The organism is Roseateles sp. GW823-FHT07B05 (genome assembly GCF_058794515.1).
The window spans coordinates 159666-185108 of sequence record NZ_JBXAGX010000001.1 but is presented as its reverse complement, the minus strand read 5'-3'; the positions used below and the strand labels follow the sequence as shown (position 1 = coordinate 185108).

The 25443-nt window shown below is 70.1% G+C and carries 26 protein-coding genes; 16 read left to right on the top strand and 10 right to left on the bottom strand.

Annotated features, from left to right (window positions below):
- Position 1: 1 nt before the first annotated feature.
- Entirely contained in the window at positions 2-334 is a 333-nt protein-coding gene (cyaY, locus tag AC1Q7O_RS00855) for an iron donor protein CyaY (RefSeq protein ID WP_492659372.1), read from the bottom strand.
- An 11-nt stretch (positions 335-345) separates the two neighbouring features.
- Here cyaY and lptM point away from each other — a divergent pair, with 11 nt between their 5' ends.
- Positions 346-492, top strand: a complete 147-nt coding sequence (gene lptM, locus AC1Q7O_RS00850) for an LPS translocon maturation chaperone LptM (protein WP_394512753.1) — start codon at positions 346-348, stop codon at positions 490-492.
- On the opposite strand, the gene AC1Q7O_RS00845 is transcribed toward lptM, so the two are convergent.
- The 6 genes from AC1Q7O_RS00845 to AC1Q7O_RS00820 all read right to left on the bottom strand — a co-directional run bounded on the left by AC1Q7O_RS00845 (position 489) and on the right by AC1Q7O_RS00820 (position 6968).
- Positions 489-1484 carry an ABC transporter ATP-binding protein gene (locus AC1Q7O_RS00845; protein WP_492659373.1) on the bottom strand — a complete coding sequence of 332 codons (996 nt, stop codon included), beginning with the start codon at positions 1482-1484 and terminating at the stop codon, positions 489-491. The genes lptM and AC1Q7O_RS00845 overlap by 4 nt on opposite strands.
- Positions 1481-2461 carry an ABC transporter ATP-binding protein gene (locus AC1Q7O_RS00840; protein WP_492659374.1) on the bottom strand — a complete coding sequence of 327 codons (981 nt, stop codon included), beginning with the start codon at positions 2459-2461 and terminating at the stop codon, positions 1481-1483. Before AC1Q7O_RS00840 ends, AC1Q7O_RS00845 begins: the two co-directional genes overlap by 4 nt.
- Positions 2458-3402, bottom strand: coding sequence for an ABC transporter permease (locus tag AC1Q7O_RS00835; RefSeq protein WP_394512756.1), 945 nt, complete (start codon positions 3400-3402; stop codon positions 2458-2460). The genes AC1Q7O_RS00840 and AC1Q7O_RS00835 overlap by 4 nt, the downstream gene beginning before the upstream one ends.
- 9 nt (positions 3403-3411) lie before the next feature.
- Positions 3412-4389 carry an ABC transporter permease gene (locus AC1Q7O_RS00830; RefSeq protein ID WP_492659375.1) on the bottom strand — a complete coding sequence of 326 codons (978 nt, stop codon included), beginning with the start codon at positions 4387-4389 and terminating at the stop codon, positions 3412-3414.
- A gap of 182 nt (positions 4390-4571) precedes the next feature.
- Positions 4572-5741 (bottom strand): porin, encoded by a 1170-nt coding sequence (locus AC1Q7O_RS00825; protein ID WP_492659376.1) that lies wholly within the window; start codon positions 5739-5741, stop codon positions 4572-4574.
- Between the two features lie 177 nt (positions 5742-5918).
- Entirely contained in the window at positions 5919-6968 is a 1050-nt protein-coding gene (locus AC1Q7O_RS00820) for a porin (protein WP_492659377.1), read from the bottom strand.
- A 193-nt stretch (positions 6969-7161) separates the two neighbouring features.
- Between AC1Q7O_RS00820 and coq7 the strand changes: the two genes are divergently transcribed.
- Entirely contained in the window at positions 7162-7824 is a 663-nt protein-coding gene (coq7, locus tag AC1Q7O_RS00815; protein WP_492659378.1) for a 2-polyprenyl-3-methyl-6-methoxy-1,4-benzoquinone monooxygenase, read from the top strand.
- Here coq7 and AC1Q7O_RS00810 read toward each other — a convergent pair whose 3' ends face one another.
- Positions 7825-8256, bottom strand: coding sequence for an OsmC family protein (locus AC1Q7O_RS00810; RefSeq protein WP_492659398.1), 432 nt, complete (start codon positions 8254-8256; stop codon positions 7825-7827).
- Between the two features lie 254 nt (positions 8257-8510).
- Between AC1Q7O_RS00810 and ilvA the strand changes: the two genes are divergently transcribed.
- Positions 8511-10076, top strand: a complete 1566-nt coding sequence (gene ilvA, locus AC1Q7O_RS00805; protein ID WP_492659379.1) for a threonine ammonia-lyase, biosynthetic — start codon at positions 8511-8513, stop codon at positions 10074-10076.
- A 32-nt stretch (positions 10077-10108) separates the two neighbouring features.
- Positions 10109-11182, top strand: a complete 1074-nt coding sequence (locus AC1Q7O_RS00800) for a nicotinate-nucleotide--dimethylbenzimidazole phosphoribosyltransferase (protein ID WP_348713532.1) — start codon at positions 10109-10111, stop codon at positions 11180-11182.
- A 7-nt stretch (positions 11183-11189) separates the two neighbouring features.
- On the opposite strand, the gene AC1Q7O_RS00795 is transcribed toward AC1Q7O_RS00800, so the two are convergent.
- Positions 11190-11789: a hypothetical protein gene (locus AC1Q7O_RS00795; RefSeq protein WP_492659380.1), complete on the bottom strand. Its 600-nt coding sequence runs from the start codon at positions 11787-11789 to the stop codon at positions 11190-11192.
- A gap of 52 nt (positions 11790-11841) precedes the next feature.
- Here AC1Q7O_RS00795 and gspG point away from each other — a divergent pair, with 52 nt between their 5' ends.
- The 11 genes from gspG (at position 11842) to gspF (ending at position 22435) form a co-directional block, all read left to right on the top strand.
- Entirely contained in the window at positions 11842-12264 is a 423-nt protein-coding gene (gspG, locus tag AC1Q7O_RS00790; RefSeq protein WP_492659381.1) for a type II secretion system major pseudopilin GspG, read from the top strand.
- A gap of 82 nt (positions 12265-12346) precedes the next feature.
- Positions 12347-12868: a pilus assembly FimT family protein gene (locus tag AC1Q7O_RS00785; RefSeq protein ID WP_492659382.1), complete on the top strand. Its 522-nt coding sequence runs from the start codon at positions 12347-12349 to the stop codon at positions 12866-12868.
- Positions 12865-13230 (top strand): type II secretion system minor pseudopilin GspI, encoded by a 366-nt coding sequence (gspI, locus tag AC1Q7O_RS00780; protein ID WP_492659383.1) that lies wholly within the window; start codon positions 12865-12867, stop codon positions 13228-13230. The genes AC1Q7O_RS00785 and gspI overlap by 4 nt, the downstream gene beginning before the upstream one ends.
- A complete protein-coding gene (locus AC1Q7O_RS00775; RefSeq protein WP_492659384.1) occupies positions 13230-13871 on the top strand; it encodes a PulJ/GspJ family protein in 642 nt (213 codons plus the stop codon). Before gspI ends, AC1Q7O_RS00775 begins: the two co-directional genes overlap by 1 nt.
- Positions 13868-14842: a type II secretion system minor pseudopilin GspK gene (gene gspK, locus AC1Q7O_RS00770; RefSeq protein ID WP_492659385.1), complete on the top strand. Its 975-nt coding sequence runs from the start codon at positions 13868-13870 to the stop codon at positions 14840-14842. The genes AC1Q7O_RS00775 and gspK overlap by 4 nt, the downstream gene beginning before the upstream one ends.
- Positions 14843-14922: 80 nt before the next feature.
- Entirely contained in the window at positions 14923-16164 is a 1242-nt protein-coding gene (gene gspL / locus AC1Q7O_RS00765) for a type II secretion system protein GspL (protein WP_492659386.1), read from the top strand.
- The gene (locus tag AC1Q7O_RS00760) at positions 16164-16691 is read left to right on the top strand and encodes a type II secretion system protein M (protein ID WP_492659387.1); all 528 of its coding nucleotides are present in this window, start codon (positions 16164-16166) and stop codon (positions 16689-16691) included. Before gspL ends, AC1Q7O_RS00760 begins: the two co-directional genes overlap by 1 nt.
- Positions 16691-17581 carry a type II secretion system protein N gene (gene gspN / locus AC1Q7O_RS00755; protein WP_492659388.1) on the top strand — a complete coding sequence of 297 codons (891 nt, stop codon included), beginning with the start codon at positions 16691-16693 and terminating at the stop codon, positions 17579-17581. The genes AC1Q7O_RS00760 and gspN overlap by 1 nt, the downstream gene beginning before the upstream one ends.
- 2 nt (positions 17582-17583) lie before the next feature.
- On the top strand, positions 17584-19779 hold the full coding sequence (gspD, locus tag AC1Q7O_RS00750) for a type II secretion system secretin GspD (RefSeq protein ID WP_492659389.1): 2196 nt from the start codon (positions 17584-17586) through the stop codon (positions 19777-19779).
- A 15-nt stretch (positions 19780-19794) separates the two neighbouring features.
- Positions 19795-21222 carry a type II secretion system ATPase GspE gene (gene gspE / locus AC1Q7O_RS00745; protein WP_492659390.1) on the top strand — a complete coding sequence of 476 codons (1428 nt, stop codon included), beginning with the start codon at positions 19795-19797 and terminating at the stop codon, positions 21220-21222.
- A gap of 1 nt (position 21223) precedes the next feature.
- Entirely contained in the window at positions 21224-22435 is a 1212-nt protein-coding gene (gene gspF / locus AC1Q7O_RS00740; protein ID WP_492659391.1) for a type II secretion system inner membrane protein GspF, read from the top strand.
- 232 nt (positions 22436-22667) lie between these two features.
- Here the strand turns inward: gspF and AC1Q7O_RS00735 are convergent, their stop codons facing one another.
- Entirely contained in the window at positions 22668-24218 is a 1551-nt protein-coding gene (locus AC1Q7O_RS00735; RefSeq protein WP_492659399.1) for a methyl-accepting chemotaxis protein, read from the bottom strand.
- A gap of 221 nt (positions 24219-24439) precedes the next feature.
- Between AC1Q7O_RS00735 and AC1Q7O_RS00730 the strand changes: the two genes are divergently transcribed.
- Positions 24440-25429 (top strand): AAA family ATPase, encoded by a 990-nt coding sequence (locus tag AC1Q7O_RS00730; protein WP_492659392.1) that lies wholly within the window; start codon positions 24440-24442, stop codon positions 25427-25429.
- Positions 25430-25443 lie beyond the last annotated feature (14 nt).

The following is a 25443-nucleotide window of genomic DNA, read 5'->3' as shown; positions in this document are numbered from 1 at the left end:
GTCAGGCGATGAACTGCAGCGCCTGACCGCTCTGTTCGCTGGCGCTGTGCGAGAGGCGCGCCAGGAACTCCTGGCCTTCGCGGTCCACCCACTGCGTGCCGTCCCACTTGAAGTGGTAGCCGCCGGAGCGCGCGGCCAGCCAGATCTCCTGCAGCGGCGGCTGGGTGTTGATGACGATCTTGCTGCCGCCCGGCAGGCTCAGCTCCAGCAGGCCGCCGGTGCGGTGGGCGTCGATGTCAACCACGTCGTCGTCGAGCCAGGCATCGACCTGCGCCTCGATGCGGGCGAGCAGCGCGTGGGACTTGGCGTGGTAATCGGCGTCGGACAGGGACATAAACTGCGGCAATGAAGAGTTCTGCCGTCAGTGTAGGTGGGCGCCTGATCGCCCTGGCCATCACCCTTACCGCGCTTGCGGGTTGCGGGCAGAAAGGGCCGCTGACGCTGCCCAAGCCGGCCGACGCGGCGTCCGCGCCAGCCCCGGCGAATCGCTAGCCCCGCCCCTCCTCCACCGCGTGGCAGGCCACGCGCACGCCGCGGACTTCCAGCAGCGCTGGCCGCTCGGCCTTGCAGCGCGCGTTCGCCAGCGGGCAACGCGGGTGGAAGCTGCAGCCGCTAGGCGGGTTCAGCGGGTTGGGCACCTCGCCCTGCACCGGCGTGCGGGCGCGGCCGGTCATGTGGATGTCGGGGATCGCGTCCAGCAGCATGCGCGTGTACGGGTGCTGCGGCCTGGCGAACAGCGCGGCCTTGTCGGCCACCTCCACCAGCCGCCCCAGGTACATGACCCCGACCTCGTCCGCCACATGGCGCACGACGGCCAGGTTGTGCGAGATGAAGAGGTAGGTCAGCCCGCGCTCGCGCTGCAGGTCCTTCATGATGTTGAGCACCTGCGCCTGCACGGACACATCCAGCGCCGACGTCGGCTCGTCGCAGACCAGGAACTCCGGCTGCGTGGCGAGGGCGCGCGCGATGGAGATGCGCTGGCGCTGGCCGCCCGAGAACTGGTGCGGGAACTTCTGCGCATCGGCCGGGTTCAGGCCCACCGAACTCAGCAGCTCGCCCACGCGCTGGCGGGCCTCGGCATCGGTCTTCACGAGGCCATGCTCGCGCAGCGGCTCGGCGACGATGTCCAGCACCTGCCAGCGCGGGTTCAGCGACGCGTAGGGGTCCTGGAAGATCATCTGCATGCGCCGGCGCAGCGGCAGCGCGCCCGGGCCGGCCAGCGTCTTCGCGATGTCCTCGCCATCGACGCTGACGCTGCCCCGCGTGGCGCCGTACAGCCCCACCAGCAGCCGCGCCACGGTGCTCTTGCCGCAGCCGCTCTCGCCCACCAGCGCCAGCGTCTGGCCGCGCTGGATGGTGAACGACACGCCGTCCACCGCATGCACGAAGGCCCTGGGCTTGCGCTCGACGACGCGGTTCAGCCAGGGCGGCGACACGTCGAAGACCTTGGCCAGGTCGCGCACTTCCACGAGTGGCCGGCTCATTGCACGCCCTCCCCGGTGACCGGCTGCCAGCAGGCGGCGCGGGTCGCGCTGACGTCGGCCAGTTCGGGCCGGTCGGTGCGGCAGCGGTCGACGACGCGCGTGCAGCGCGGGTTGAAGGCGCAGCCCGGCGGGATGGCGTTCAGCCGCGGCATCGCGCCGTCGATCTGCAGCAGCCGCTCGCGGTCTTCGTCCATGGCCGGGATGGAGCCCATCAGCCCCACGGTGTAAGGGTGCGCCGGGCGGTGGATGACGTCGGCCACCGGGCCGATCTCGGCGATGCGGCCGGCGTACATGACGGCGACGCGGTCGCAGGTCTCGGCAATGACGCCCATGTCGTGCGTAACCAGCATGACGGCCGCGCCCTGCTCCCGGCAGACCTGCTTCAGCAGCGCAATGATCTGCGCCTGGATGGACACGTCCAGCGCCGTCGTCGGCTCGTCGGCGACGATGAGCTTGGGCGCGGCCGCCAGCGCGAGCGCGATGACGACGCGCTGGCGCATGCCGCCGGAGAACTGGTGCGGGTAGTGGTCGATGCGGGCCTCGGGCGCGGGGATGCCCGTGGACGCCAGCAGCTCGATGGCGCGCGTGCGCGCCTGCGCCGCCGTCAGGTCCAGGTGGGTCGTGATCGTTTCGACGAGCTGGTGGCCGACGGTGTAGAGCGGGTTCAGCGACGTCAGCGGGTCCTGGAACACGGCGCCGATCTCGCGGCCGCGCACACGCCGCATCTGTTCGTAGGGCAGGTTGTCGATGCGCCGGCCCGCGAGGCGGATCTCGCCGGCGGCGATGCGGCCCGGCGGGTCCAGCAGGCCGATGATGGCCGCGCCGGTCAGCGACTTGCCGGCGCCGGACTCACCCACCACGCCCAGGATCTCGCCCGGCGCGATCGAGAAGGAGATGTCGTCCAGCGCCAGCAGCGTGCCGCGGCGGGTCGGGAACTCCACCCGCAGGTGGCTGACTTCAAGCAACGGGTCCGTCATCGCAGTCGGGGGTTCAGCGCGTCGCGCAGCCAGTCGCCCAGCAGGTTGACGCTCAGCGTGATGAGCACCAGCGTCAGGCTGGGCCAGGCGGTGATCCACCACTCGCCGGAGAACAGCGTGTCGTTGCCGTTGCGGATCAGCGTGCCGAGCGACGGGCTGGTGACCGGCACGCCGACGCCCAGGAAGGACAGCGTGGCCTCGGTGATGATGGCCGACGCGACCTGGATGGTGGCCAGCACCAGCACCGGCCCGAGCACGTTGGGCAGCACATGCCGGCGCATGATGCGCAGCGGGCCGACGCCGATGACGCGGGCCGCCTGCACGTACTCCTTGTTGCGCTCCACCAGCGTGGAGCCGCGCACCGTGCGCGCGTACTGCACCCAGCCGGTCAGCGCGATGGCCAGCACCAGCACGACGAAGGCCAGCGCGTCCGGCGCATGCGGGAACAGGCTGCGGCCGACGCCGCTGATCATCAGCGCGACGAGGATGGATGGGAAGGACAGCATCACGTCGCAGATGCGCATGATGAAGGCGTCCGTGCGGCCACCCAGGAAGCCGGCCAGCAGGCCCAGCGTGACGCCGATCAGGATGGACAGCAGCACCGACGCCAGCCCCACCAGCAGCGAGATGCGCGTGCCGTACATCAGCGCCGACAGGATGTCGCGCCCCTGGCCGTCCGTGCCCAGCACGAACCGGGACTCGCCACCCTCGATCCACGACGGCGGCTTCAGCGAGTCCATCAGGTCCAGCGTCGCGAGGTCAAACGGGTTGTGCGGCGCCACCACGCCGGCGAACAGCGCACAGACGAGGCAGACGGACGCGATGAACGCCGCCAGCATCGCGACCGGCGAGGTGCGGAACGAATGCCACACGTCGCCGTCGAAGAAGCCGCGCAGCGCGGAGGCCGACGCGGTCGGCTTGGGATCGGCATCAACAGCCATGTCGGGTCGTCAGTGCGCCTTGCCCTCGACGCGCAGGCGCGGGTCGACGGCGAAATAGAGCAGATCCACGCCAAGGTTGATGACGACGAAGATCAGCGAGATCAGGCACAGGTAGGCCGCCATCACGGGGATGTCGGCGAACTGCACGGCCTGGATGAACAGCAGCCCCATGCCGGGCCACTGGAAGACCTGCTCGGTGATGATCGCGAACGCGATCAGCGAGCCCAGCTGCAGGCCGGTGATGGTGATGACCGGCACCAGCGTGTTCTTCAGCGCATGGCCGAAATAGACGCTGCGATCGGTCAGCCCGCGGGCACGGGCGAAGCGGATGTAGTCGGTGCGCAGCACCTCCAGCATCTCGGCGCGCACCAGCCGCATGATCAGCGTCAGTTGAAAAGCAGACAACGTGATGGCCGGCAGCACCAGATGCAACAGCCCGTCGCGGGTCAGCAGCCCGGTGGTCCAGCTGCCCAGCGCGACGACGTCACCGCGGCCGAAGCTGGGCAGCCACTTCAGCTCGACGGCGAACACCCAAATCAGCACGATGCCGATGACGAAGTTGGGCAGGCTGACGCCGAACAGCGTGCCCGTCATCAGCAACTGTGCGCTGGCCTTGCCGCGCCGCAAGGCCGCATAGACACCCAGCGGGATGCCCAGGCCCAGCGCGATCAGGCCGGCGACGAGCGCGAGCTCCAACGTGGCGGGAAAACGCTCCACGATGAGGGCCGACACCTTGCGCCCCTGGCGCAGGCTGATGCCGAACTCGCCCTGCACCGCATTGCCCACGAAGCGCGCGAACTGCACCGGGAAGGGCTGGTCCAGGCCCAGGTCCTTGCGCAGCGCGGTGCGCTGCTCCTCGGTGGCATCCTGACCCAGCAGGTTGTTGACCGGATCGCCCACGTACTGGAACAGCATGAAGGCAATGAAGGCCACCGACAGCATGACGATGGCGGCCTGGGCCAGACGGCGGAGGATGAAAACCAGCATGAGGTCGGGTGAACCCTGTCGCGCTTGTGGCGCTGAGCGAAGGCGCGATCATGGCGAAGGCGGAAAGGCCTCACTGCCAGGGAAAGCCCTAGACGAGCAAGAGTGGTGCCCACCAAGAAAAACGGGCCGCTGACGCGGCCCGTTTTTGTTGATCGCAGAGCGGCAGTATGCCGCCCGCAGGATCAGAAGCGGTGACGCAGGCCGAGCATCGAGCCGCCGCGCTTGGTGGCGCCGTTGGCGAAGGCCACCGAGCCGCTGGTGCGGGTGTAGTCGGCTTCCAGGTACACATCGGTGCGCTTGGAGAAAGCGTAGTCCAGCACGACGGCGAAGAAGTCGGCCTTCGACGAGACATTCGCGTTCGTCGACAGACCCAGCGGAGCCAGCGCCAGACCGTAGTGCTTCTGCTTCGTCAGCCAGGCGTTGGCGCCGATGTTGAACTGCGGCGTCAGCTGGTACGTCGCACCGAACATGTACATCGTGCGGGTCTTGATGTCGGCGGAGTTCGTGTTGAACACGCTGGCACCCAGCAGGCCGCTGGTGTAAGCGCCGCGGGTCGTCAGGCCGACGCGGAAAGCGCTGGCCGCATCGCTCACCGAGGTGGGCGAGGTGATCAGGTTGGACAGGCCGTCGAACTTGTTCTCGCCCCAGGAGGCGTGAACGTACAGGGGACCGTCGGTGTACGACACGCCCAGCACCGTGGCCTTGATCTTCTTGCCCGTCTGCTCTTCGGCCTGCAGGTAGGCACCGCCAGCACCCCAGGTGCCGTCGTTGTAGCGCAGCATGGCGCCCATGGTCTTGGCGGGCTGGGCGGCCGCAGCGCCAGTCGCGCCTTCGCCGGCGCTGACCTGGATTTCACCGTAGACGTTGCCCAGCTGGACCAGGTACTTGACCATGTTGTCCTGGCGAGCCGTCATGGCCAGGCCGATTTCGGGCTTGTAGGCCTCGATGTAGGGCGAGTAGCGGAACGAGGCGAAGGTCGACGTGTAGAGGTCGAACAGGATGTTGTACTGACGGCCCAGGCGGATCTGGCCGAATTCGCTGGACTGCAGGCCCACCCAGGCCTGGCGCCAGAAGTCGGGGTTGCCGGACACCGCGCCGGTGTCGGACTGCAGGCGGTGCTCCAGGTTGGCCAGCGCCTTCAGACCGCCACCCATGTCTTCGGTGATGTTCACACCGAGGCGGCTTTGCGACATGCCACCGGGAACGACGGTCTTGGTCGACGTGCCCGGGTTGGCGTTCGTCGTGTAGCGCACGGCAGCGTCCACGATGCCATACAGGGTCACGCTGGATTGAGCCCAGGCTGCAGAGGTGCTGGCGGCCAGAACGGCGACGGCCAAAGTAGCTTTTTTCATCAACGTTGTCTCCTGCTAGGAATAATGAACCAACTTATTCTCAGCGAACCACTGTCCCGAAAAACAAGGTCTGTTGTTCCTTTTCCACAGCGATTCCCCTGTCGCCGCCGAGACAAATGAAAAAGCCGCCCGAGGGCGGCTTTGCTGATCGACCGCGACAAATGTCGCGGCGCTGGATCAGAAGTTGTGGCGGATGCCGACGTCGAAGCCGCTGGACTTTTGGCCAGCCTTGACGAAACCAGCCGTCGAACCGGCGGTGTAGTACGTGCCCTTGCCGTCGTTGTCGATCTGGGCGTAGGTCGTGTACAGAGCGGTGCGCTTGGACAGGTTGTAGACGTAGCCGATCGAGAACAGCTTGGCATCGCCCGTGACGGCAGCAACGCCGGCGGTCGTGTAGGCAGCCACACCTTCCGCAGCCGTGTTGGCCTTGGAGTCGGTGTACGAAGCCATGATCAGGCCCTGGCCCAGCGGCACGGTCACAGCGGCCGTGTAGATGGTCTGCTTGGCGGCGTTGTACTTGTTCTCCGTGTAGGCGAACGAAGGCTTGGCGACGCCCAGGTCGTAGGACACGCCGACCGAGGTCAGCTTGTACTTGCCGGCCACGCCGGTGGCGTTGGCGTAGGCACCGGACACGTTCAGCGGGCCAGCCTTGTAGCCCAGGCGAGCAGCTTCCAGCTTGTTGTTGGTCGCGCCTTCGCCAGCGGCGACGTCGACGCCACCGTAGAAGCCACCCAGGCCGTCAGGCAGGGAGTACGAAGCCAGGTTGTCAGCGCGGCCGAAGGCCGTGCTGTTGCCGCTGCCCAGGTTGCTGTAGACCGACAGGACGCTGCCTTGGCCCGTGGCGGACGTCGGGTCGAAGTCTTCCAGGTGCAGGCGCGAGGCGGTCTTGTTGCGACCCAGGCGCACTTCACCGAATTCGCCCGTCAGGCTCACGGTGGCACGACGGCCCCAGAAGGCGCCGCCGTTGGCTGCCACGCCGGTGTCGACGCCGACTTCGGATTCCAGCCAGAAGCCAGCCTTCAGGCCGCCGCCCAGATCTTCCGAGCCGCGCACGCCGAAACGGCTGGTGCTCAGGCCGCTGGAGTCCAGCTTCTTCAGCGTCTGGCCGCTGGACTTGGTGTAACGGACGTTGGCGTCCAGAACGCCGAACAGCGTGACGGACGATTGCGCAACAGCAGCGCCACCGGTCAGACCGAGGACGGCCAGGGCAATCAGTGCTTTCTTCATTCGATACTCCTAGATATTCACACGAGCCCCTGGCCGAGTCGGCCGGGCTCACCTCCTGTGAGGAAGTGCGCGTATTCCACTACAGGTTTGGCCCCTTCGGGAATTTCCGGATATGAAATTGTGTGTTGCCGTTGCCCGTCGGCAACGCAGGCCTCATTGTCATGATTTCTTCATGTAAATACATGTGAATTGAATGCTTTCGCACACAACTCCACCCAAGCATCGCCCATTGGGCCTTGGCGACCAGCTGCTCAGCGCGCTCGATTCGGGCCTGAGGACGGTCTTCGCCCCCACGCGGGCGGCGCGCCCGTCACCCGCGGCGGCGCATTCGCGCAACGAATTGAGCGCTGACGAGGCCCGCGAATCGGGGGCGCTGATGCGGGTCAACCACGTGGGCGAGATCTGCGCGCAGGCGCTCTATCAATCGCAGGCGTTGTTCGGGCGCACGGCCGAGCTGCGGCTGCACTTCGAGCAAGCTGCCCAGGAGGAACTGGATCATCTGGCCTGGACGGCCGAGCGTGTCGCAGAACTGGGCACGCACACCAGTCGGCTTGCACCGTTGTGGTGGCTGGGCGCCTTCGCATGGGGCAGCGCGGCCGGCGCCGCGGGCGACCGCTGGAGCCTGGGCTTCGTCGTCGAGACCGAACGCCAGGTGGAGGCACATCTGGCCTCGCACCTGGACCGGCTGCCGGCCGGTGATACCGCTTCGCGGGCCATCGTGGACCAGATGAAGCGCGAGGAGGCCGCACACGCCGAGGCCGCGCTCGCGGCCGGCGCCGCGCCGTTGCCGGCGCCCGTGACGGGGCTGATGCGGCTGGCAGCCAAGGTCATGACGACCGTGGCCCACCGCGTCTGATCAGACCTCGACGACCTCGAACGACGTGCTGATGGCCGAGGTCTTGGCCAGCATGGCCGTGGCCGAGCAGTACTTTTCGTGCGACAGCGTCACGGCGCGCTCGACGATCTCGGGCTTGAGGCCCTTGCCGCTGACAACGAAATGGAAATGGATGGCCGTTAAGACCTTGGGGTCGCTCGTCGCCCGCTCGGCCTTCAGCACCACTTTGCAGCCGCGCACGTCGTGGCGGCCGCGCTTGAGGATGAGCACCACGTCATAGGCGGTGCAGCCGCCGGTGCCGGCCAGCACCGTCTCCATGGGCCGTGGCGCGAGGTTGCGGCCACCGCCATCGGGCGCGCCGTCCATGGACAACACATGGCCGCTGCCCGTCTCGGCAACGAAGCTCATGCCGCTGGGGCCTTCGGGGCCCAGCCAACTCACCGTGCATTCCATGCTCATCTAGGGGCAAAGCTCCAATTTTTCACAGAAAAATATTGCAGCGCAGCATAACTCGGCGCTAAACTTCAAACCAAGCGAAAACGCTTTCGCACCGATTGTCTCCTCCACCGCCTCCATGGTGGATTCAACCCGAGCTTGCAAGAGCTCGGGTTTTTTTTTCGCCCGCGATCATCCCGCCGGCTGCGAAAGGCGCCGCATGAGGGTCTCCCCTATCATGCGGCGCCGCAACAAAACCACCTGGAGACCCGATGAGCGCCTCGCGCCGCCGCCCGCCTGCATCCCATGTGCCCGCGATGCTGCCGCCCGGCAGCAGCTATCTGCAGCGCATCCTGAATGCCCGGGTCTACGAGGTGGCGCGGGAAACCGACCTGACGCACGCCGCGAAGCTGTCCAAGCGCCTGGCCAACAAGGTCTGGCTCAAGCGCGAGGACGAGCAGGACGTGTTCAGCTTCAAGCTGCGCGGCGCGTACAACAAGATGGCGCACCTGACGGCCGAGCAGCGCGCCGCGGGCGTCATCTGTGCATCGGCCGGCAACCACGCGCAGGGCGTCGCGCTGTCGGCGAAGAAGCTGGGCTGCCGCGCCGTCATCGTGATGCCGCTGACGACGCCCCAGGTCAAGGTCGACGCCGTCAAGGCGCTGGGCGGCGAGGTGGTGCTGTCCGGCGAGAGCTTCACGGACGCCTATGGCCACGCCAAGGAGCTGGAGCAGGCACAGGGCCTGACCTTCGTGCACCCCTTCGACGACCCCGACGTCATCGCCGGCCAGGGCACCATCGCGATGGAGCTGCTGCGCCAGCACCCGGGCCCCATCGACGCCATCTTCGTCGCCATCGGTGGCGGCGGCCTGATCTCGGGCGTCGCGGCCTACGTCAAGGCGCTGAGGCCGGAGATCAAGATCATCGGCGTGCAGACCACCGACTCCGACGCCATGCTGCGCTCGGTCAAGGCCGGCAAGCGCGTCACGCTGACCGACGTGGGCCTGTTCGCCGACGGCACCGCCGTCAAGCTGGTGGGCGAGGAGACCTTCCGCATCGCCCGCGAGCTGGTGGACGACTTCATCGTCGTCGACACCGATGCCGTCTGCGCCGCGATCAAGGACGTCTTCGAGGACACGCGCTCCATCCTGGAGCCGTCGGGCGCGATGAGCGTGGCCGCCGTGAAACAGTACGCCGCCAAGACCGGCGCCAAGGGGCAGACGCTGATCGCCATCACGTGCGGCGCCAACATGAACTTCGACCGCCTGCGCTTCGTCGCCGAGCGGGCCGAGGTGGGCGAGCACCGCGAAGCGCTGTTCGCCGTCACCATCCCCGAGGCGCGCGGCAGCTTCAAGCGCTTCTGCGAGCTGCTGGGCCCGCGCAGCGTCACCGAGTTCAACTACCGCATCGCCGATGCCAACGTCGCCCACATCTTCGTCGGCATCGGCATCTCCAAACCCGACGAGGCCGCCAAACTGGCCCGCACCTTCACGAAGGCCGGCTTCGAGACGCTGGACCTGACCAACGACGAGCTGGCCAAGCAGCACGTGCGCCACATGGTGGGCGGCCGCAGCGAGCTGGCCAAGGAGGAGCGGCTGTACCGCTTCGTGTTCCCCGAGCGGCCGGGTGCGCTGATGAAGTTCCTGTCCAGCATGCACCCGGACTGGAACATCAGCCTGTTCCACTACCGCAACCAGGGCGCCGACCACGGCCGCATCCTCGTCGGCATCCAGGTGCCCAAGGGCGCCACCACGGCGCTGCGCGAGTTCCTGAGCGGCCTGAACTATCCGTTCGAGGACGAGACGGCAAACCCGGTCTACCGCTTGTTCCTGGGTTGAGTTGAAATCGGGGGCCTCTGACCGCCTGTGCCATGACCGTCGCCCAACAGTCGCTGATCTCCCCCACCGCCAATCCCGAGCTGGAAAAAGCCCTGCGTGACCGCGTCGACCGACGGTCGGCCATCGCGGGCGGCCTCGGTGAGCTGGAACCGCTGGCCGTGCGCCTGGGCCTGGTGCAGAACAGCCTGACACCCCGCTTCCGCGACCCGGTGCTGGCGCTGTTCGCGGCCGACCACGGCATCGTCGTGGATGGCGTGGGTGCCCAGTGGGGCCGCGCCACGCGCGACCAGGTGCAGATGGCGCTGCATGCGCAGCTGCCCGTGTCCGTGTTCGCGCGGCTGCAGGGCCTGCACCTGACGGTGGTGGACTGCGGCGTCGCCGACAACCTGCCGCCACATGCCCGGCTGCTGGCACGCAAGGTGGCGCACGGCACGCGCAATGCGCGCACCGCGTTCGCGATGAGCCTGGAACAGGCCCACGCCGGCGTGCGCGTGGGCATGGAGATCGCCGACAACCTGCCCGGCAACGTGCTGGCCTGCGCGGCCATGGGCCAGGGCTCGCCCGAGTGCGCCGCGCTGGTGCTGTCGCGCCTGGCCGACCAGCCGGTGCGCGACTTCGTCGTCTCCGGCCCGACCATGCGCCAGGACGACCTGACCCATCTGCTGGAAGTGCTGCACGGCGCCCAGGCCCGCCACCGCGACGCCAAGGACCCGATGGACCTGCTCGCGGCCTTTGGCGGCCATGAGCTGGCCGTCATGGTGGGTGCCATGCTGGTGGCCGCCAGCAAGCGCAGCCTCATCATCGTGGACGGCATCGCCGCCTGCGCGGCGCTCAAGCTGGCGTCGCTGATCTGCGCGCCGGTGACCGACTACGCCGTGTTCTGCCGCAGCCATGTGCACCGCGGCCTGGACGAGGCGCTGGCGCTGTTCCACGCGTCGGCGCTGCTGGAGCTGGGCATGGACAGCGCCGATGGCACCGGCGCCGCGCTGGCCTGGCCCATGATCCGCTCGGCAGCGGCGCTGCTGACCGACCTGCACGAAGTGGCCGAGGCCCGCCTGTCCATGCGCCCCGAACCGGGCGCCCACGTGCCCACGCTGGGCGGCTGACGGCGCCTCAGCGCTGGCGCAGCGGCACGCCGCTGGCCGCCATCTCCGGCAACGGCGCGCCATAGACCGGCGGCTGTGCGCCGGGCGGCGGCGGCATTTGCGCGACGGTGCCCGGCGGGTTGCCTCCCAGCACGACGGGCGACGGCGCCGCGGCCATCAGCGACCCGGTGGCCGGCGCGGTCGGCGGGCTGAGCTGCAACACCTGCACCGGCGCCTGGCCCAGCAGGCCCAGGCTGGCGCTGCGGGCTTCCACGCGCAGCAGGCGCAGCTCGCCGTCGACGACGGCACCCACGCGCACGGTGCGCGGCACGCCGTCCACGTCGATCAGCGCGACGCCCTCGCCGGCCTCGGCGGCCTTCGCATTCTTCGGCGCCACGACGCCCAGCAGCCGCAGCCGCGTGGACGCGGCCACCTCGGGCGCGGGCGCCGCCTCAGGCGCGGCCGCGCCCAGCAGCCGGCTCAGATCCACCGGGCCGGACGGCCCGCCCGTGGCGGGCAGCACCGACGCCGGCATCGCCAGCGGCCGGGCGAACAACTGCAGGCCCCAGTAGGCCACCGAGCCGCCCAGCAGCAGCCACACCGAGAACGCCATCAATCGAGCAACCATGGCCCATTATGATGGCCCGCTCACCGCTGCCTCAGCGCTCTCCATGCCCGTCATGCGTCGTTCTTCCATCGCCCGCGGCTTCACGCTCATCGAACTGCTGGTCGTGCTCGTCATCATCGGCGTGCTCGCGGCCCTCGTCGTGCCCAACGTGCTGGACCGCGCCGAGGACGCGCGCGTCACCGCCGCCCGCACCGACGTCAACAACCTGATGCAGGCGCTCAAGCTCTACAAGCTGGACAACCAGCGCTACCCCAGTGGCGAGCAAGGCCTGGACGCGCTGGTGCGCAAGCCCACCGCCGGCACGCCGCCGCCGAACTGGAAGCCCTACCTGGAAAAGCTGCCCAACGACCCCTGGGGCCACCCCTACCAGTACGCCAACCCGGGCGTGAAGGGCGAGGTCGATGTCTACAGCTTCGGCGCCGACGGCCGCGCCGGCGGCGAGGGCCGTGACGCGGACGTCGGTTCCTGGCAATAACGTGATGCCCCTCGCCCAGCCTCGCGTCGCTGAACGCGAGCGAGTCTGGTCGGTGCCCCATCGGGACGGCGACGCTCGCGGCATGGCGCCGCTCGCACATCGCCAGGCGGGCCGGCTTGGGAGCGGCCCGGCGCTCGGCCCGCAATCGAGCCCTGGCAGACGAAGCGCGGATGGCGGCTTCACGCTGATCGAGCTGCTGGTGGTCGTGGCGCTGATTGCCATCACCAGCGCGACCATCTCGCTGGCTCTGCGCGACCCCACCGAACTGCAGCTGCAGCGCGAGGCGCAGCGGCTGGCCGCGCTGCTGGAAACGGCCCGCGCCGAGAGCCGTGCGTCGGGCCTGGCGGTGCGCTGGATTCCCAAGAGCGTGAAGACCGGCGAAGACTTTCAGTTCACGGGCCTGCCCAAGACCATCCAGCTGCCGTCGCGCTGGCTGGGCGACCCGGTGGCCGTCACGATCGAGAACGCCACCGCCGTCAACCCCGGCCTGGTGCTCGGGCCCGAGCCCATCATCCCGGCCCAGCGGCTGCGGCTGCAACTGGGCGAGCAGCGCGTCGTGCTGGGCACGGACGGCCTGGCCGCGTTCGAGGTCGTCAACCCATGAACGGCCGTCGCCAACGCGGTTTCACGCTGATCGAGGTGCTGGTGGCGCTGGTCATCGTCGCCATCGCGCTGGGCGCTGGCATCAAGGCTGCCGGCGCGCTGGCCAACAACGCCGACCGGCTGGCCCAGGTCAGCGCGGCGCAGTGGTGCGCCGAGAACATGCTGACCGAGATCCGGCTGAACCAGCAGTTCCCCAGCATCGGCGAGTCGCCGTTCAGCTGCGAGCAACTGGGCCGCACCTACGCGGGGAAGCTGAAAGTCAGCTCGACGCTGAACCCGGACTTCCGCCGCGTCGACGCCGACGTCGCGAACGACGAGGGCCTGCCCATGCTGACGCTGACCACCATCGTGGGCCGCATCTGATGCGCAGCGCCCCCCCCCGCCGCACGCGCGGCTTCACGCTCGTCGAGGTGCTGGTGGCGCTCGTCGTCATGGCGACGATGGCCGCGATGGCCTGGCGCGGCATCGACGCGCTGGCCCGCAGCCGCGAGATCGCGCAGGCCCGCCTCGCGCAGACGGCCCGGCTGCAGACCGTGCTGGCGCAGTGGGAAGTCGACCTGCGCGCCGTGCAGGACAGCCACAGCACCATCCAGCCACTGGCCTTCGACGGCGGCAACCTGGTGCTGACGCGCCAGGCGCCACTGGGGCTGCAGGTGGTGGTGTGGAGCCTGCGCGAGGGCAGCCTGTGGCGCTGGGAAAGCCCCGGCGTGCGCACCGTGCAGGACCTGGAAACCGAGCGCCAGCGCGGCATGCAGCAGCTGGCCTCGCGCAACCCGGCGCTGCGCGCCTTCGAGGGCGTGGCCGGCTGGCAGTTCTACTGCTTCTGGGGCAATGCGTGGAGCAACTGCCAGTCCACCGGCGGCACGGCGCAGGCCAACGCCGGCCCCGTCAACCCGCGACCCGCCAGCCAGGCGCCGTCGGGCCTGCGCATCGCGATGCAGTTCGCCGAAGGCAGCGGCCTGGCTGGCACGCTGACGCGCGAGCTGGAGGTCACCGTCCGATGAGCGCCCGCCTGCACCAGCGCGGGGCAGCGCTGTTGACCGCCATGATCATCGTCACGCTGGTGGCCAGCCTCGCGGCCGGCATGGTGTGGCAGCAGTACCGCGCCGTGCAGATCGAGGCCGCCGACCGCGCCCGCGCGCAGGCCGTCTGGGTGCTGCAGGGCGCGCTGGACTGGGCGCGGCTGATCCTGAAGTCCGATGCCCGCGGCATTGACCACCTGGGCGAGTTCTGGGCTACGCCGCTGGCAGAGTCGCGGCTGTCCACCTTCCTCGCGGCCGACCCGTCGACCGCCAGCGCCGACGACGGCCCCGAGGCCTTCCTGTCCGGCTTCATCGAGGACGCGCAGAGCCGCTACAACCTGCGCGCGCTGGTGGCCAGCGCGCAGGTGGACCCGCTGGAGGAGCGCACGCTGCAGCGGCTGTGCGGCCAGGTCAACGCGCCACCGGGCACCGCCACCATCATCATCGACGGGCTGCGCGCCGCCTTCCCGGCGCCTGCCAGCGGCGCGAGCGCCCCCGCCGGCGCGCCGGCCAGTGCCCCCGCGGCCACCAGCGGCCCACTGCAGCCGGCCGGGCTGGACCAGCTCGCCTGGCTGGGCCTGGACGCCGACACGCTGCAGCGCCTGAAGCCCTATGTCGTGCTGCTGCCCAAGGCCACGCCGGTCAACCTGAACACCGCGCCGCGCGAGGTCATCGCCGCGCTGTTCGACAACATGAACCTGGCCGCCGCCGAGCGCCTGGTGCAGGGCCGCAAGGCCAAGCCGCTGCAGAACACGGCCGACGCGGCCGCCTTCCTGCCCGCCAACGTGCAGCTCGGCAGCGGCCGCGCGTCGGTGGACTCGTCCTTCTTCATCGTCACCGGCCGGCTGCGGCTGGACGAACGCCAGCTGGAGCAGCGCTCGCTCGTCGAGCGCCAGGGCAGCAACACGGTGGTGCTGGCCCGCGAACGCGTCAGCCAGTTGCTGGATCGATGAAAAGACTTGTGACCGCCGCCGCCCTTCTGCCAGCCACCGCCACAGCCCCCTCCTAGAATGCGCCGCGCCCGCCAGCCCCTATGAGCACCCTGCTGCTGTTCCTGCCCCCCCGCACGCGCCTTCGCGCGCTGGGCAAAGCCGCGTCCGAACCGGCGCGCGCGCCGCACGAGTACGACTGGGCGCTGACCACCGACGACCAGCACGTGCACCGCGAAGGCCGCAGTGCCGCCACCGCGCTGCCCTCGGCGGACACCGTCATCGCCATCCCGGCCGAGTCCGACGTCAGCTGGCGCCGCGTGGAACTGCCGCGCACCGGCCGCCAGATGCGCGCCGCACTGGCCGGCAAGCTGGAAGAGTCGCTGCTGGACGACCCCGACGCGCTGCACTTCGCCATCGAGCCCGATGCCGTGGGCGGCGACACCGCCTGGGTGGCCATCACGGCCAAGCCCTGGCTGGCCGAGCATCTGGCGCAGCTGGACGCCGCGCATGTCTTCATCGACCGCGTCGCGCCACTGTCCTGGCCCGACGAGCTGCCACGCGGGCATTTCTTCGAATCCGCCGGTGGCGACGGCCAGGGCGTGTCGCTGCGCTGGAGCCATGCCGACGGCGTCGCCACGCTGCCGCTGCAGGGCGGCCTGGCGCGCCAGTTCTTCGCACCGGGCGTGGTGAGCGCGGCGCAATGGACGGCGGCCGCCAGCATCGCCACCAGTGCGGAACGCTGGCTGGGCGCCACGGTCACGGTGCAGACGCCGGCGCAGCGCGCGCTGAGCGTCATCCACAACCCGTGGAACCTGCGCCAGTTCGACCTCGCCCCCCGCGCCCGCGGCACACGCGCGCTGCGGCTGATCAGCCGCAACCTGATGCGCAAGCCCTGGCAGCCGGTACGCTGGGGGCTGGGCGCGCTCATCGTCGTGCAGTTGCTGGGCCTGAACCTGTGGGCCTGGCACCAGAAGCGCGAGATTGCCGCCCGCCGCGACGCCGTCAACGCGACGCTGACGGCCGCCTTCCCGCAGGTGCGCGCCATCCTGGACGCGCCGGTGCAGATGCAGAAGCAGCTGGACCTGCTGCGCGCCAGCGCCGGCAGCGTCGGCGAGCAGGACCTGGAGGCGCTGCTGGGCGCCGCCGCCACCGCCTGGCCCGCCGACCGCCCGCCCGCCGAGGCGCTGGCCTTCGAGCCCGGCCGCCTCACCGCGTCGGCCCAGGGCTGGAGCCCCACCCAGGTCGACAACTTCCGCAGCCAGCTGCAAAGCGAAGGCTGGCAGCTCGATGCCAGCGAAGGCAAGCTGACGCTGAGCCGCGCCAGCGCCCAAGGACGACGCTGATGGCCCGTTTCGATTCCCCCGATGCCAACGGCCTGCAGGCGCAGTGGCGCCAGCTGCGCGCGCAGGCGCTGACACAGTGGCTGGCGCTGGGCGACCGTGAGCGCCTGGCGCTGAGCGTCGTGGCGGTGCTGCTGGGCCTGCTGCTGGCCTGGAGCGTGCTGCTGGCGCCGGCGCTGCGCACGCTGAAGACGGCCCCCGCCGAGCTGGAGCTGGCCGAGGCGCAGTTGCAGCAGATGCAGGCCCAGGCGCTGGAAGCCAGCCAGCTGCGCGCCGCGCCGCCGGTGCCGCCGGCGCAGGCCGAGGCGGCGCTGAAGGCGTCCGTCGAGCACCTCGGCCCCGCCGCGCGGCTGAACGTGGCCGGCGACCGCGCCATCGTCACGCTCAACGGCATCACGCCGCCGGCGCTGCAGGCCTGGCTGGGCGAGGTGCGCGCGGCCGCCCGCGCGCGGCCCGTCGAGGCGCAGCTCACCCGCGGCCCCACGGGCTATTCCGGCACTCTCGTGCTCAGCCTCGGAGGGGGCGCCTGATGGCCTGGTTCAAGAGAAAGCCCGCGCTGATGGCGCCGGTCACGGTGCAGGACTCGGTGTTCAGCGCCAGCACGCTGGGCACCGGCCGTGCCGTGCGCCATGGCGCGCCGCGCGCCTGGAGCATTGCCGGCGCCGTCATCGGGCTGCTGGGCGCACTGGTGATCTTCGCGCCGGCCAGCTGGCTGGCGGGCAGCGTGGCCTCGGCCACCGGCGGCCACCTGCTCATCGTCGACACGCGCGGCAGCATCTGGAACGGCTCCGGCGTGCTGGTGCTGACCGGCGGCGCCGGCGCGCGCGACGCGGCGTCGCTGCCCGGCCGGCTGCACTGGAAGATGAGCCTCAAGGGCGCCGGCCTGCAGCTGGCCGCGCGGCAGGACTGCTGCATCAACGGCGAGCTGCTGCTGGGCATCAAGCCCGGCCTGGGCCGCATGGAGATCAGCGTGGACAACCGCGCCGACTGGCTCGCGCGGCTGCCGGCCGGCGTGCTGGCGGGCCTGGGCACGCCATGGAACACGCTGCAGCTGGGCGGCTCGCTGCGGCTGTCGGCGCGCGAGCTGCGGCTGGAGTCCGTGCAGGGCCGCTGGCGCCAGTTCGGCAGCGCGCAGCTGGAGCTGCTGAACCTGTCGTCGCGCATCTCCACCGTCGCGCCGCTGGGCAGCTACCGGCTGGAGCTGATGGCCGACCCCGGCGCGCCCGGCAGCAGCACGCTGCGCCTGTCCACGCTGGAAGGCGCCCTGCAACTGACCGGCGTGGGCGTGCTCAGCCCGGGCGGCAAGAGCCGCTTCACCGGCGAGGCCACGGCCGCGCCGGGCCGCGAGGAAGCGCTGAACAATCTGCTGAACATCATCGGGCGCCGCCAAGGCGCGCGCTCCGTCCTGACGATCGGATGATCATGAATCTCCACCGCACCGCCACCGCCCTCGCCGCGCTGTTGCTGGCCACCGGCAGCGCGCTCGCGCAGCCCGACAACGCCACCGTGCAGCGCGCTCGCCCCGGCGCGGGCAAGGGCCCGGCCGTCAAGGCCAGCTCGCCGGTCACGCTGAACTTCGTCAACGCCGACATCGAGGCCGTCACGCGCGCCATCGGCGTCATGCTGGACCGCCAGATCATCATCGACCCGCGCGTGAAGGGCACCATCACCGTCTATAGCGAGCAGCCGGTGTCGGTGGGCGAGGCCTACCGCAACTACCTGGCCGGGCTGCGCGGCCTGGGCTTCACCGTCGTCGAGAGCGCCGGGCTGCTGAAGGTGCTGCCCGAGGCCGACGCCAAGCTGCAGGCCGGCTCGGTGGCCGTGGAGAACAGCGGCGCCCGGGGCGACCAGATCCTGACGCAGATCTTCCGCATCCAGCACGAGAACGCGAACAACCTCGTCGCCGTGCTGCGCCCGCTGATCAGCCCCAACAACACCATCAACGCCAACCCGGGCAACAACAGCCTGGTCATCACCGACTACGCGGACAACCTGAACCGCATCGCCAAGATCGTCGCGGCGATGGACACGCCGGGCAGCAGCGACATCGAGATCGTGCCGCTGAAGCACGCCGTCGCGGCCGACCTGGCGCCGCTGGTGCAGCGCCTGGCCGATGGCGGCCAGACCGCCGGCGCCGCCGTGCCGGGGCAGAGCAGCAGCGCCGTCAACGTGCTGGTGGACCCGCGCTCCAACGGCCTGATCCTGCGCGCCAGCAACCCGACGCGGCTGGCGGCCGTGCGCTCCATGGTGGACAAGCTGGACCAGCCCAGCCCGGACGGCGGCAACAACATCCGCGTCGTCTACCTGAAGAACGCCGACGCCGTGAAGCTGGCCACCGTGCTGCGCGCGGCCTTCGGCGCGGCCAACGCCGGCGGCAGCGGCAACAGCTCGTCCAGCACCGGCAACACCGGCGGCCTGGCCGGCGCGGGCACCAGCTTCGGCGGGCAGAACGCGTCGATGACCGGCAACACGACGGCCAGCGGCAGCAGCAGCAGCAGCGGCGGCATCTCCGCCGCCGCGACGACGCCGCTGAGCGCGTCGGCCGGCCCGTCCACCGGCGGCTTCGTGCAGGCCGACCCGTCGACCAACTCGCTGATCATCACCGCCGCCGAGCCGCTGTACCGCCAGGTGCGCGCCGTCATCGAGCAGCTGGACTCGCGCCGCGCGCAGATCTACGTCGAGTCGCTGATCGTCAAGATCGACAACAGCAAGGCCGGCCAGTTCGGCGTGCAGTGGCAGAACCTGTTCGGCAACAAGGGCGACGCCACCATCTACGGCGCCGGCACCAACTACGGCACCGGCCTGGCCAACATCATCAACGCCACCGGCGCCGTGGCCACGGGCACCAGCGCCATCGTGACGGCGCAGACCTCGTCGCCCGCACCCACGGGCCTGAACATCGGCATCCTGAAGAAGTTCGGCAGCGTCTACACGCTGGGCGCCGTAGCCAATTTCTTCGAGAGCCAGACCGGCGCCAACGTGCTGTCCACGCCCAACCTCGTGTCGCTGGACAACGAGGAGGCGCGCATCGTCATCGGCCAGAACGTGCCCTTCGTGACGGGCTCCTACGCCAACACCGGCTCGTCAACCGGCGGCACCGTGAACCCCTTCCAGACCGTCGACCGCAAGGACGTGGGCCTGACGCTGAAGATCAAGAGCCAGATCGGCGAAGGTGGCACCGTGCGCATGCAGGTCTACCAGGAGAACTCCAACGTGACGGCGCAGGGCGTCAACGGCCCGACGCTGGACAAGAGCGCCATCGAGACTACCGTCGTCGTCGAGGACAGCGACATCATCGTGCTGGGCGGCCTCATGAAGGACGACTACGACGACGGCGAGGCCGGCGTGCCGGGGCTGTCCAAGATCCCGCTGCTGGGCAACCTGTTCGGCAACAAGAACCGCAAGCGCGTGAAGAGCAACCTGATGGTGTTCCTGCGCCCGGTCGTGCTGCGCACCGCCGAGAGCACCAACCAGCTCAGCATGGACCGCTACGAGAGCATCCGCGCCGTGCAGCAGAACACCCAGCCCGGCAAGAACTGGGCGCTGCCCGACACCGGCGCGCCGGTGCTGCCCGACCCCAAGGCACCGGTCGGCAAGACCCCCGTGCCCCAGCAGTAAGGCCGGCACGCTCCCATGGCCGCCAACCGCCACCCCCTGCCCTATGCCTTCGCCAAGGCGCACCGCGTGCTGCTGGAGGACGACGGCAGCGCGCTGACGCTGTGGGCCTCGCCCGAGGTGGGCTGGGCCACGCTGTCCGAAGTGCACCGCCTGTACGCCGTGGACAAGCTGGAGTCCGAGGCCGACGCGTCGCTGGCCGAGCGCATCAACGCCGCCTACGCCGGCAGCGAGAGCAGCGCGGCCGTCGTCGTCGGCGAGGTCGAGAGCGCGGTGGATCTGAGCCGCATGATGCAGGATCTGCCCGCCGTGGAAGACCTGCTGGAAGCCGCCAACGACGCGCCCATCATCCGCATGCTGAACGCACTGCTGACGCAGGCGGCCAAGGACGGCGCGAGCGACATCCACATCGAGCCCTACGAGCGCAGCAGCTCGGTGCGCTTCCGCGTCGACGGCACGCTGCGCGAGGTGGTGCAGCCCAACAAGGCGCTGCACGCCGCGCTGATCAGCCGCCTGAAGATCATGGCCGAGCTGGACATCGCCGAGAAGCGCCTGCCGCAGGACGGCCGCATCTCGCTGCGCATCGGCGGCCGCGCCATCGATGTGCGCGTGTCCACACTGCCGTCGGCCCACGGCGAGCGCGCCGTGCTGCGCCTCTTGGACAAGAGCGAATCCAAGTTCACGCTGGAAGGCCTGGGCATGGACGGCCAGGTGCTGTCCGCATTCAAGAAGCTGGTGCAGCAGCCGCACGGCATCGTGCTCGTCACCGGCCCGACCGGCTCGGGCAAGACGACGTCGCTGTACGCGTCGCTGCAGACGGTGGACACCAGCACCACCAACGTGCTGACGGTGGAAGACCCGATCGAGTACGAGCTGCCCGGCATCGGCCAGACGCAGGTCAACGCCAAGATCGACCTGACCTTCGCGAAGGCGCTGCGCGCCATCTTGCGCCAGGACCCGGACGTCATCATGATCGGCGAGATCCGCGACTACGAGACCGCGCAGATCGCCATCCAGGCGTCGCTGACGGGCCACCTGGTGCTGGCCACGCTGCACACCAACGACGCGCCCAGCGCCGTCACACGGCTGACCGACATGGGCGTGGAGCCCTTCCTGCTGTCCAGCTCGCTGCTGGGCGTGCTGGCGCAGCGGCTGGTGCGCCGGCTGTGCCCGGTCTGCAAGACGCAGGACGAACACCAACGCTGGCACCCCGTCGGCTGCGAGGCCTGCGGCCACACCGGCTACAAGGGCCGCACCGGCGTCTACGAGCTGATGGTGGCCGACGAAGCCGTGCGCGGCCTCATCCACAACCGCGCGCCCGAGAGCCAGCTGCAGGCGGCCGCCGAGGCCAACGGCCTGCGCTCGATGCGCGAGGACGGCGAGCGGCTGATCGAGGCCGGCGTGACGTCGCTGGAAGAAGTGCTGCGCGTCACACGCGAGGGCTGACATGCCCGCCTACAAGTACGAAGCCCTCACCGAGTCCGGCCGCCACAACACCGGCCTGATCGAGGCCGACAACCCGCGCGCCGCGCGGGCCGCGGTGCGGGCGCTGGGCCTGACGCCGCTGGCCATCGAGCAGGTGCAGCAGCACGGCGCGCAGGAAGGCAGCCGCTTCACGCGCCGCGTGTTCAACGCCACCGCGCTGGCCGTGTGGACGCGCCAGCTCGCCGGGCTGGTGGGCTCAGGCCTGCCCATCGAGCGCGCCCTCACCGCGCTGGCCGACGAGAGCGAGGACGTGCGCCAGCGCGAGCTCATCAGCCAGCTCAAGGCCGAGGTGAATGCCGGTTCGACGTTCGCCCGCGCGCTGGCCACGGCGCCGCGCGAGTTCGATGACGTCTTCCGCGGTGTCGTCGCCGCCGGCGAGCAGAGCGGCGCGCTGGGCCAGGTGCTGGAGAAGCTGGCCGACGACCTGGAGGCCCGCGAGGACCTGAAGGGCAAGCTGGTCGGCGCGATGGCCTACCCGGCCATCATCTCGATGATCTCGGTGCTCATCGTCATCTTCCTCGTCACCTACGTGGTGCCGCAGATCGCCACCGTGTTCACCAGCTCCAAGCGCACACTGCCCGCGCTGACGATCGGCATGCTGGCCGTCAGCGACTTCGTGCGCACCTGGGGCTGGGCCATGCTGGCCGCGCTGGTGACGGGGGCGCTGCTGCTGCGCCAGGCGCTGAAGGCGCCAGCCTTCCGGCTGCGCTTCGACGCCGGTCTGCTGGGCGTGCCGCTGATCGGCCGGCTGGCGCGCGGCTACAACGCGGCGCGCTTCGCCGGCACGCTGGCCATGCTGGCCGGTGCCGGCGTGCCCATCCTGAAGGCACTGCAGGCGGCCGCCGAGACGCTGTCCAACCGCGCCATGCAGGCCGACGCGCTGGACGCGCTGGTGCAGGTGCGCGAGGGTGCGCCGCTGGGCTCGGCGCTGGCGGGCAAGAAGCGCTTCCCCGGCATCCTGGCCATGTTTGCGCGCCTGGGCGAGCAGACCGGCCAGCTGCCGGAGATGCTGGGCCGCGCGGCGCGCCAGCTCAGCGTGGAAGTGACGCGCCGCTCGATGGCCGCGGCCACGCTGCTGGAGCCGCTGCTCATCGTCGCGATGGGCGCCATCGTGCTGGTCATCGTGCTGGCGGTGCTGCTGCCGATCATTCAGCTCAATACCTGGGTCAAGTAGACCACCCCTACCGCAGCGGAGCTGCGGCCCCTCAAGGGGCACTCCCGACTGACCGGCAAAGCCGGATCAGTGGGAGTCGCTGGAGGGGATGCGGCGCTGCGCGCGCATCGGGCGCCGGTGTTTCGGGAAGAGCGCCGGGCCGCCCCAAGCCGGCCCGCGTGGGCGATGTGCTGGCGGCTCGATGCCGCAAGCATCGCCACCCCCTCGGGGGGCCTCGGTTTCGCCGGGGGCTTCAGTTCAGGCGGAACGCGGCAACGACGCTGCTGAGGCGGGCGGCCTGGTCCTTCAGGCTTTCGGCGGCGGCGGTGGACTGCTCGACGAGCGCGGCGTTCTGCTGCGTCATCTTGTCGAGGTCGGCCACGGCGAGGTTGACCTGGCCGATGCCTTCGCTCTGCTCGCGGGCGGCGGTGCTGATCTCGCCAACGATGTCCGTCACGCGCTGCACGCTGCCGACAATCTCCTCCATCGTGCTGCCGGCATCCGCCACCAGCCGCGAGCCGGCTTCCACCCGGTCCACGCTGGCGCCGATCAGCGCCTTGATCTCGCGCGCAGCCTCGGCCGAGCGCTGCGCCAGCGTGCGCACCTCGCCGGCCACGACCGCGAAGCCGCGGCCCTGCTCGCCGGCCCGCGCGGCTTCCACCGCGGCGTTCAGCGCCAGGATGTTGGTCTGGAACGCGATGCCGTCGATGGTGCCGATGATGTCGCCGATCTTGCGGCTGGACGTCTGGATGTCGTTCATCGTGCTGACCACCTGCGACACAACGCTGCCGCCGCGGCGGGCCACGTCGGTGGCGGAGTCGGTCAGCTGGTTGGCCTGGGCAGCCGAGTCGGCGCTGTGGCGCACGGTGCTCGTCAGCTCTTCCATCGCGCTGGCCGTCTCCTCCAGGTTGGACGCCGCCTGCTCGGTGCGCGCGCTCAGGTCGGCATTGCCGCTGGCGATCTCGCTGCTGGCCGTGCTGATGTTGTCGACGACACCGCGCACCTGCTGCAGTGCCTGCCGCAGCGCCTCACGCATCGCGTCCAGCGCGCGCAGCAACTGGCCGGCCTCGTCGGTGCCGTAGTGCGCCTGCGCCTCGCCGCGCAGGTCCATGTCGGCGATCTGGCGCGCCGCCCGCTCGGCCGTGCGCAGCGGGCCGGTGATGCTGCGCGTCAGCAGCACGCTCAGCACGATGCCGATGACCAGCGCCATCGCCGTCGCGCCCACGAGCACGGCCACGGTGCGGCCACGCAGCGCTTCCACGCGCAGCGCCGACGCGTCCAGCTGCGCGCGCTGGCGCGTGGCCAGTTCGACGACGCCCTCCAGGTAGCGCTTGGACGTGGGCTCGAACTGCTCCGTGAAGATCTTGCTGGCGCCGTCGACGTCACCGGCCTTCTTGGCCTTGCTGACGGCGTCGCGGGCGGCCAGGTAGGCCTTGCGCAGCTCGCCGATGCGGTTGAACAGCTCGCGCTCCTCGGGCGAATCCAGCTCCGACTCGATGAGCTTCTGCAGCTCGTTGGTCTCCTGGATGGCCGCGGCCGACGCCGGCGCGAAGTACTCCACCAGCGACGCATCGGTGCTCTTGGCGATGGCCGCCGCGCGCTGCACGCCGGAGCTGGTGTTGCGCATCCAGTCGGCCGCCGCGCGCTCGACCTTCAGGTCGCGGCTGAACATGCTCTCCACCTCAGTGCCGAGCTTGCGCAGCTCCCACACCGCCAGGCCGCTGCTCAGCAGCAACAGGCCGAGGATGGCCGACAGCACCCAGGCCAGGCGGCGTCCGATGGACCCCTGGACGGCAGACAACATGGACATGCGATTCCTCCTGTAAACCGCGCATGTTCGGTGCGTTCGGCGTCGACCGCCAGCCCGCCGCAAGGGTAAACCCCAGGATTGCGCGCATTGCGTCACACGCCGCGCCGGCCGACGTGGTGCAAAGCGGGGTGCAAGGGCCCTGAATCGGTGCTTCTTCGGAGTCCACAAGCGGCCCGTGTTTTGCTTGAATCACGAGGACATCGAGGATTCACGCCATGAGCAGTACCGCCATCACCTGTGTCCCTCCCCGCATCCCGCTGGCGCGCATGCGCAGCATCTACCGGCTCGAAGAGGTCAGCCGGCGGCTGGACAAGCTGCCACCCAAGGAGCACGAGTCGCTGCGGGCCACCTACGAACGCATGCTCGAGAAGGGCGAGCAGCGCTTCCAGGTCAAGCCCTCGGGCCTGCCCGCGATGGACGCGCTCTACGAGGAGCTGCCCAACTTCCACGAGGTGCTGGACGACGTGCGCCGCCAGATCGCGCTGTGCAACGACAGCAGCGACGCGCTGGAGATCACGCCGCTGCTGCTGCTCGGGCCGCCGGGTGTCGGCAAGACGCATTTCGCCCGCCAGCTCGCCGAGCTGCTGGGCACCGGCATGGGCTTCGTGTCCATGAGCTCGCTGACGGCCGGCTGGGTGCTGTCGGGCGCGTCCAGCCAGTGGCGCGGCGCGCGGGCGGGCAAGGTCTTCGAGGCGCTGGTGGACGGCGAGTACGCCAACCCGGTGATGGTGGTGGACGAGATCGACAAGGCCGGCGGCGAGGCCGCCTACGACCCGCTCGGCTCGCTGTACAGCCTGCTGGAGCACGACACCGCCAGCGCCTTCATCGACGAGTTCGCCGAGGTGGCGGTGGACGCCAGCCAGGTCATCTGGGTGGCGACGGCCAACGACGAACGCGCCATCCCCGACCCCATCCTGAACCGCGTCAACGTGTTCGAGGTGCAGGCGCCCGACTTCGCCGCCGCCCGCACCATCGCGCTGCGCCTGTACGCCAGGCTGCGCGGCAGCCACGACTGGGGCCGCCGCTTCGACGAGCAGCCCAGCGGCGCCGTGCTGGACCGCATGGCCGAACTCGCCCCGCGCGAGATGCGCCGCGCGTGGATGACCGCGTTCGGCAACGCCCGCCTCGCGCGGCGCGGCACCGTGCTGTGCGAGGACCTGCCCGCCGCCGGCCAGAAGAAGGGCCGCATCGGCTTCATGCAGTAGCCGGCGGGCCGGCA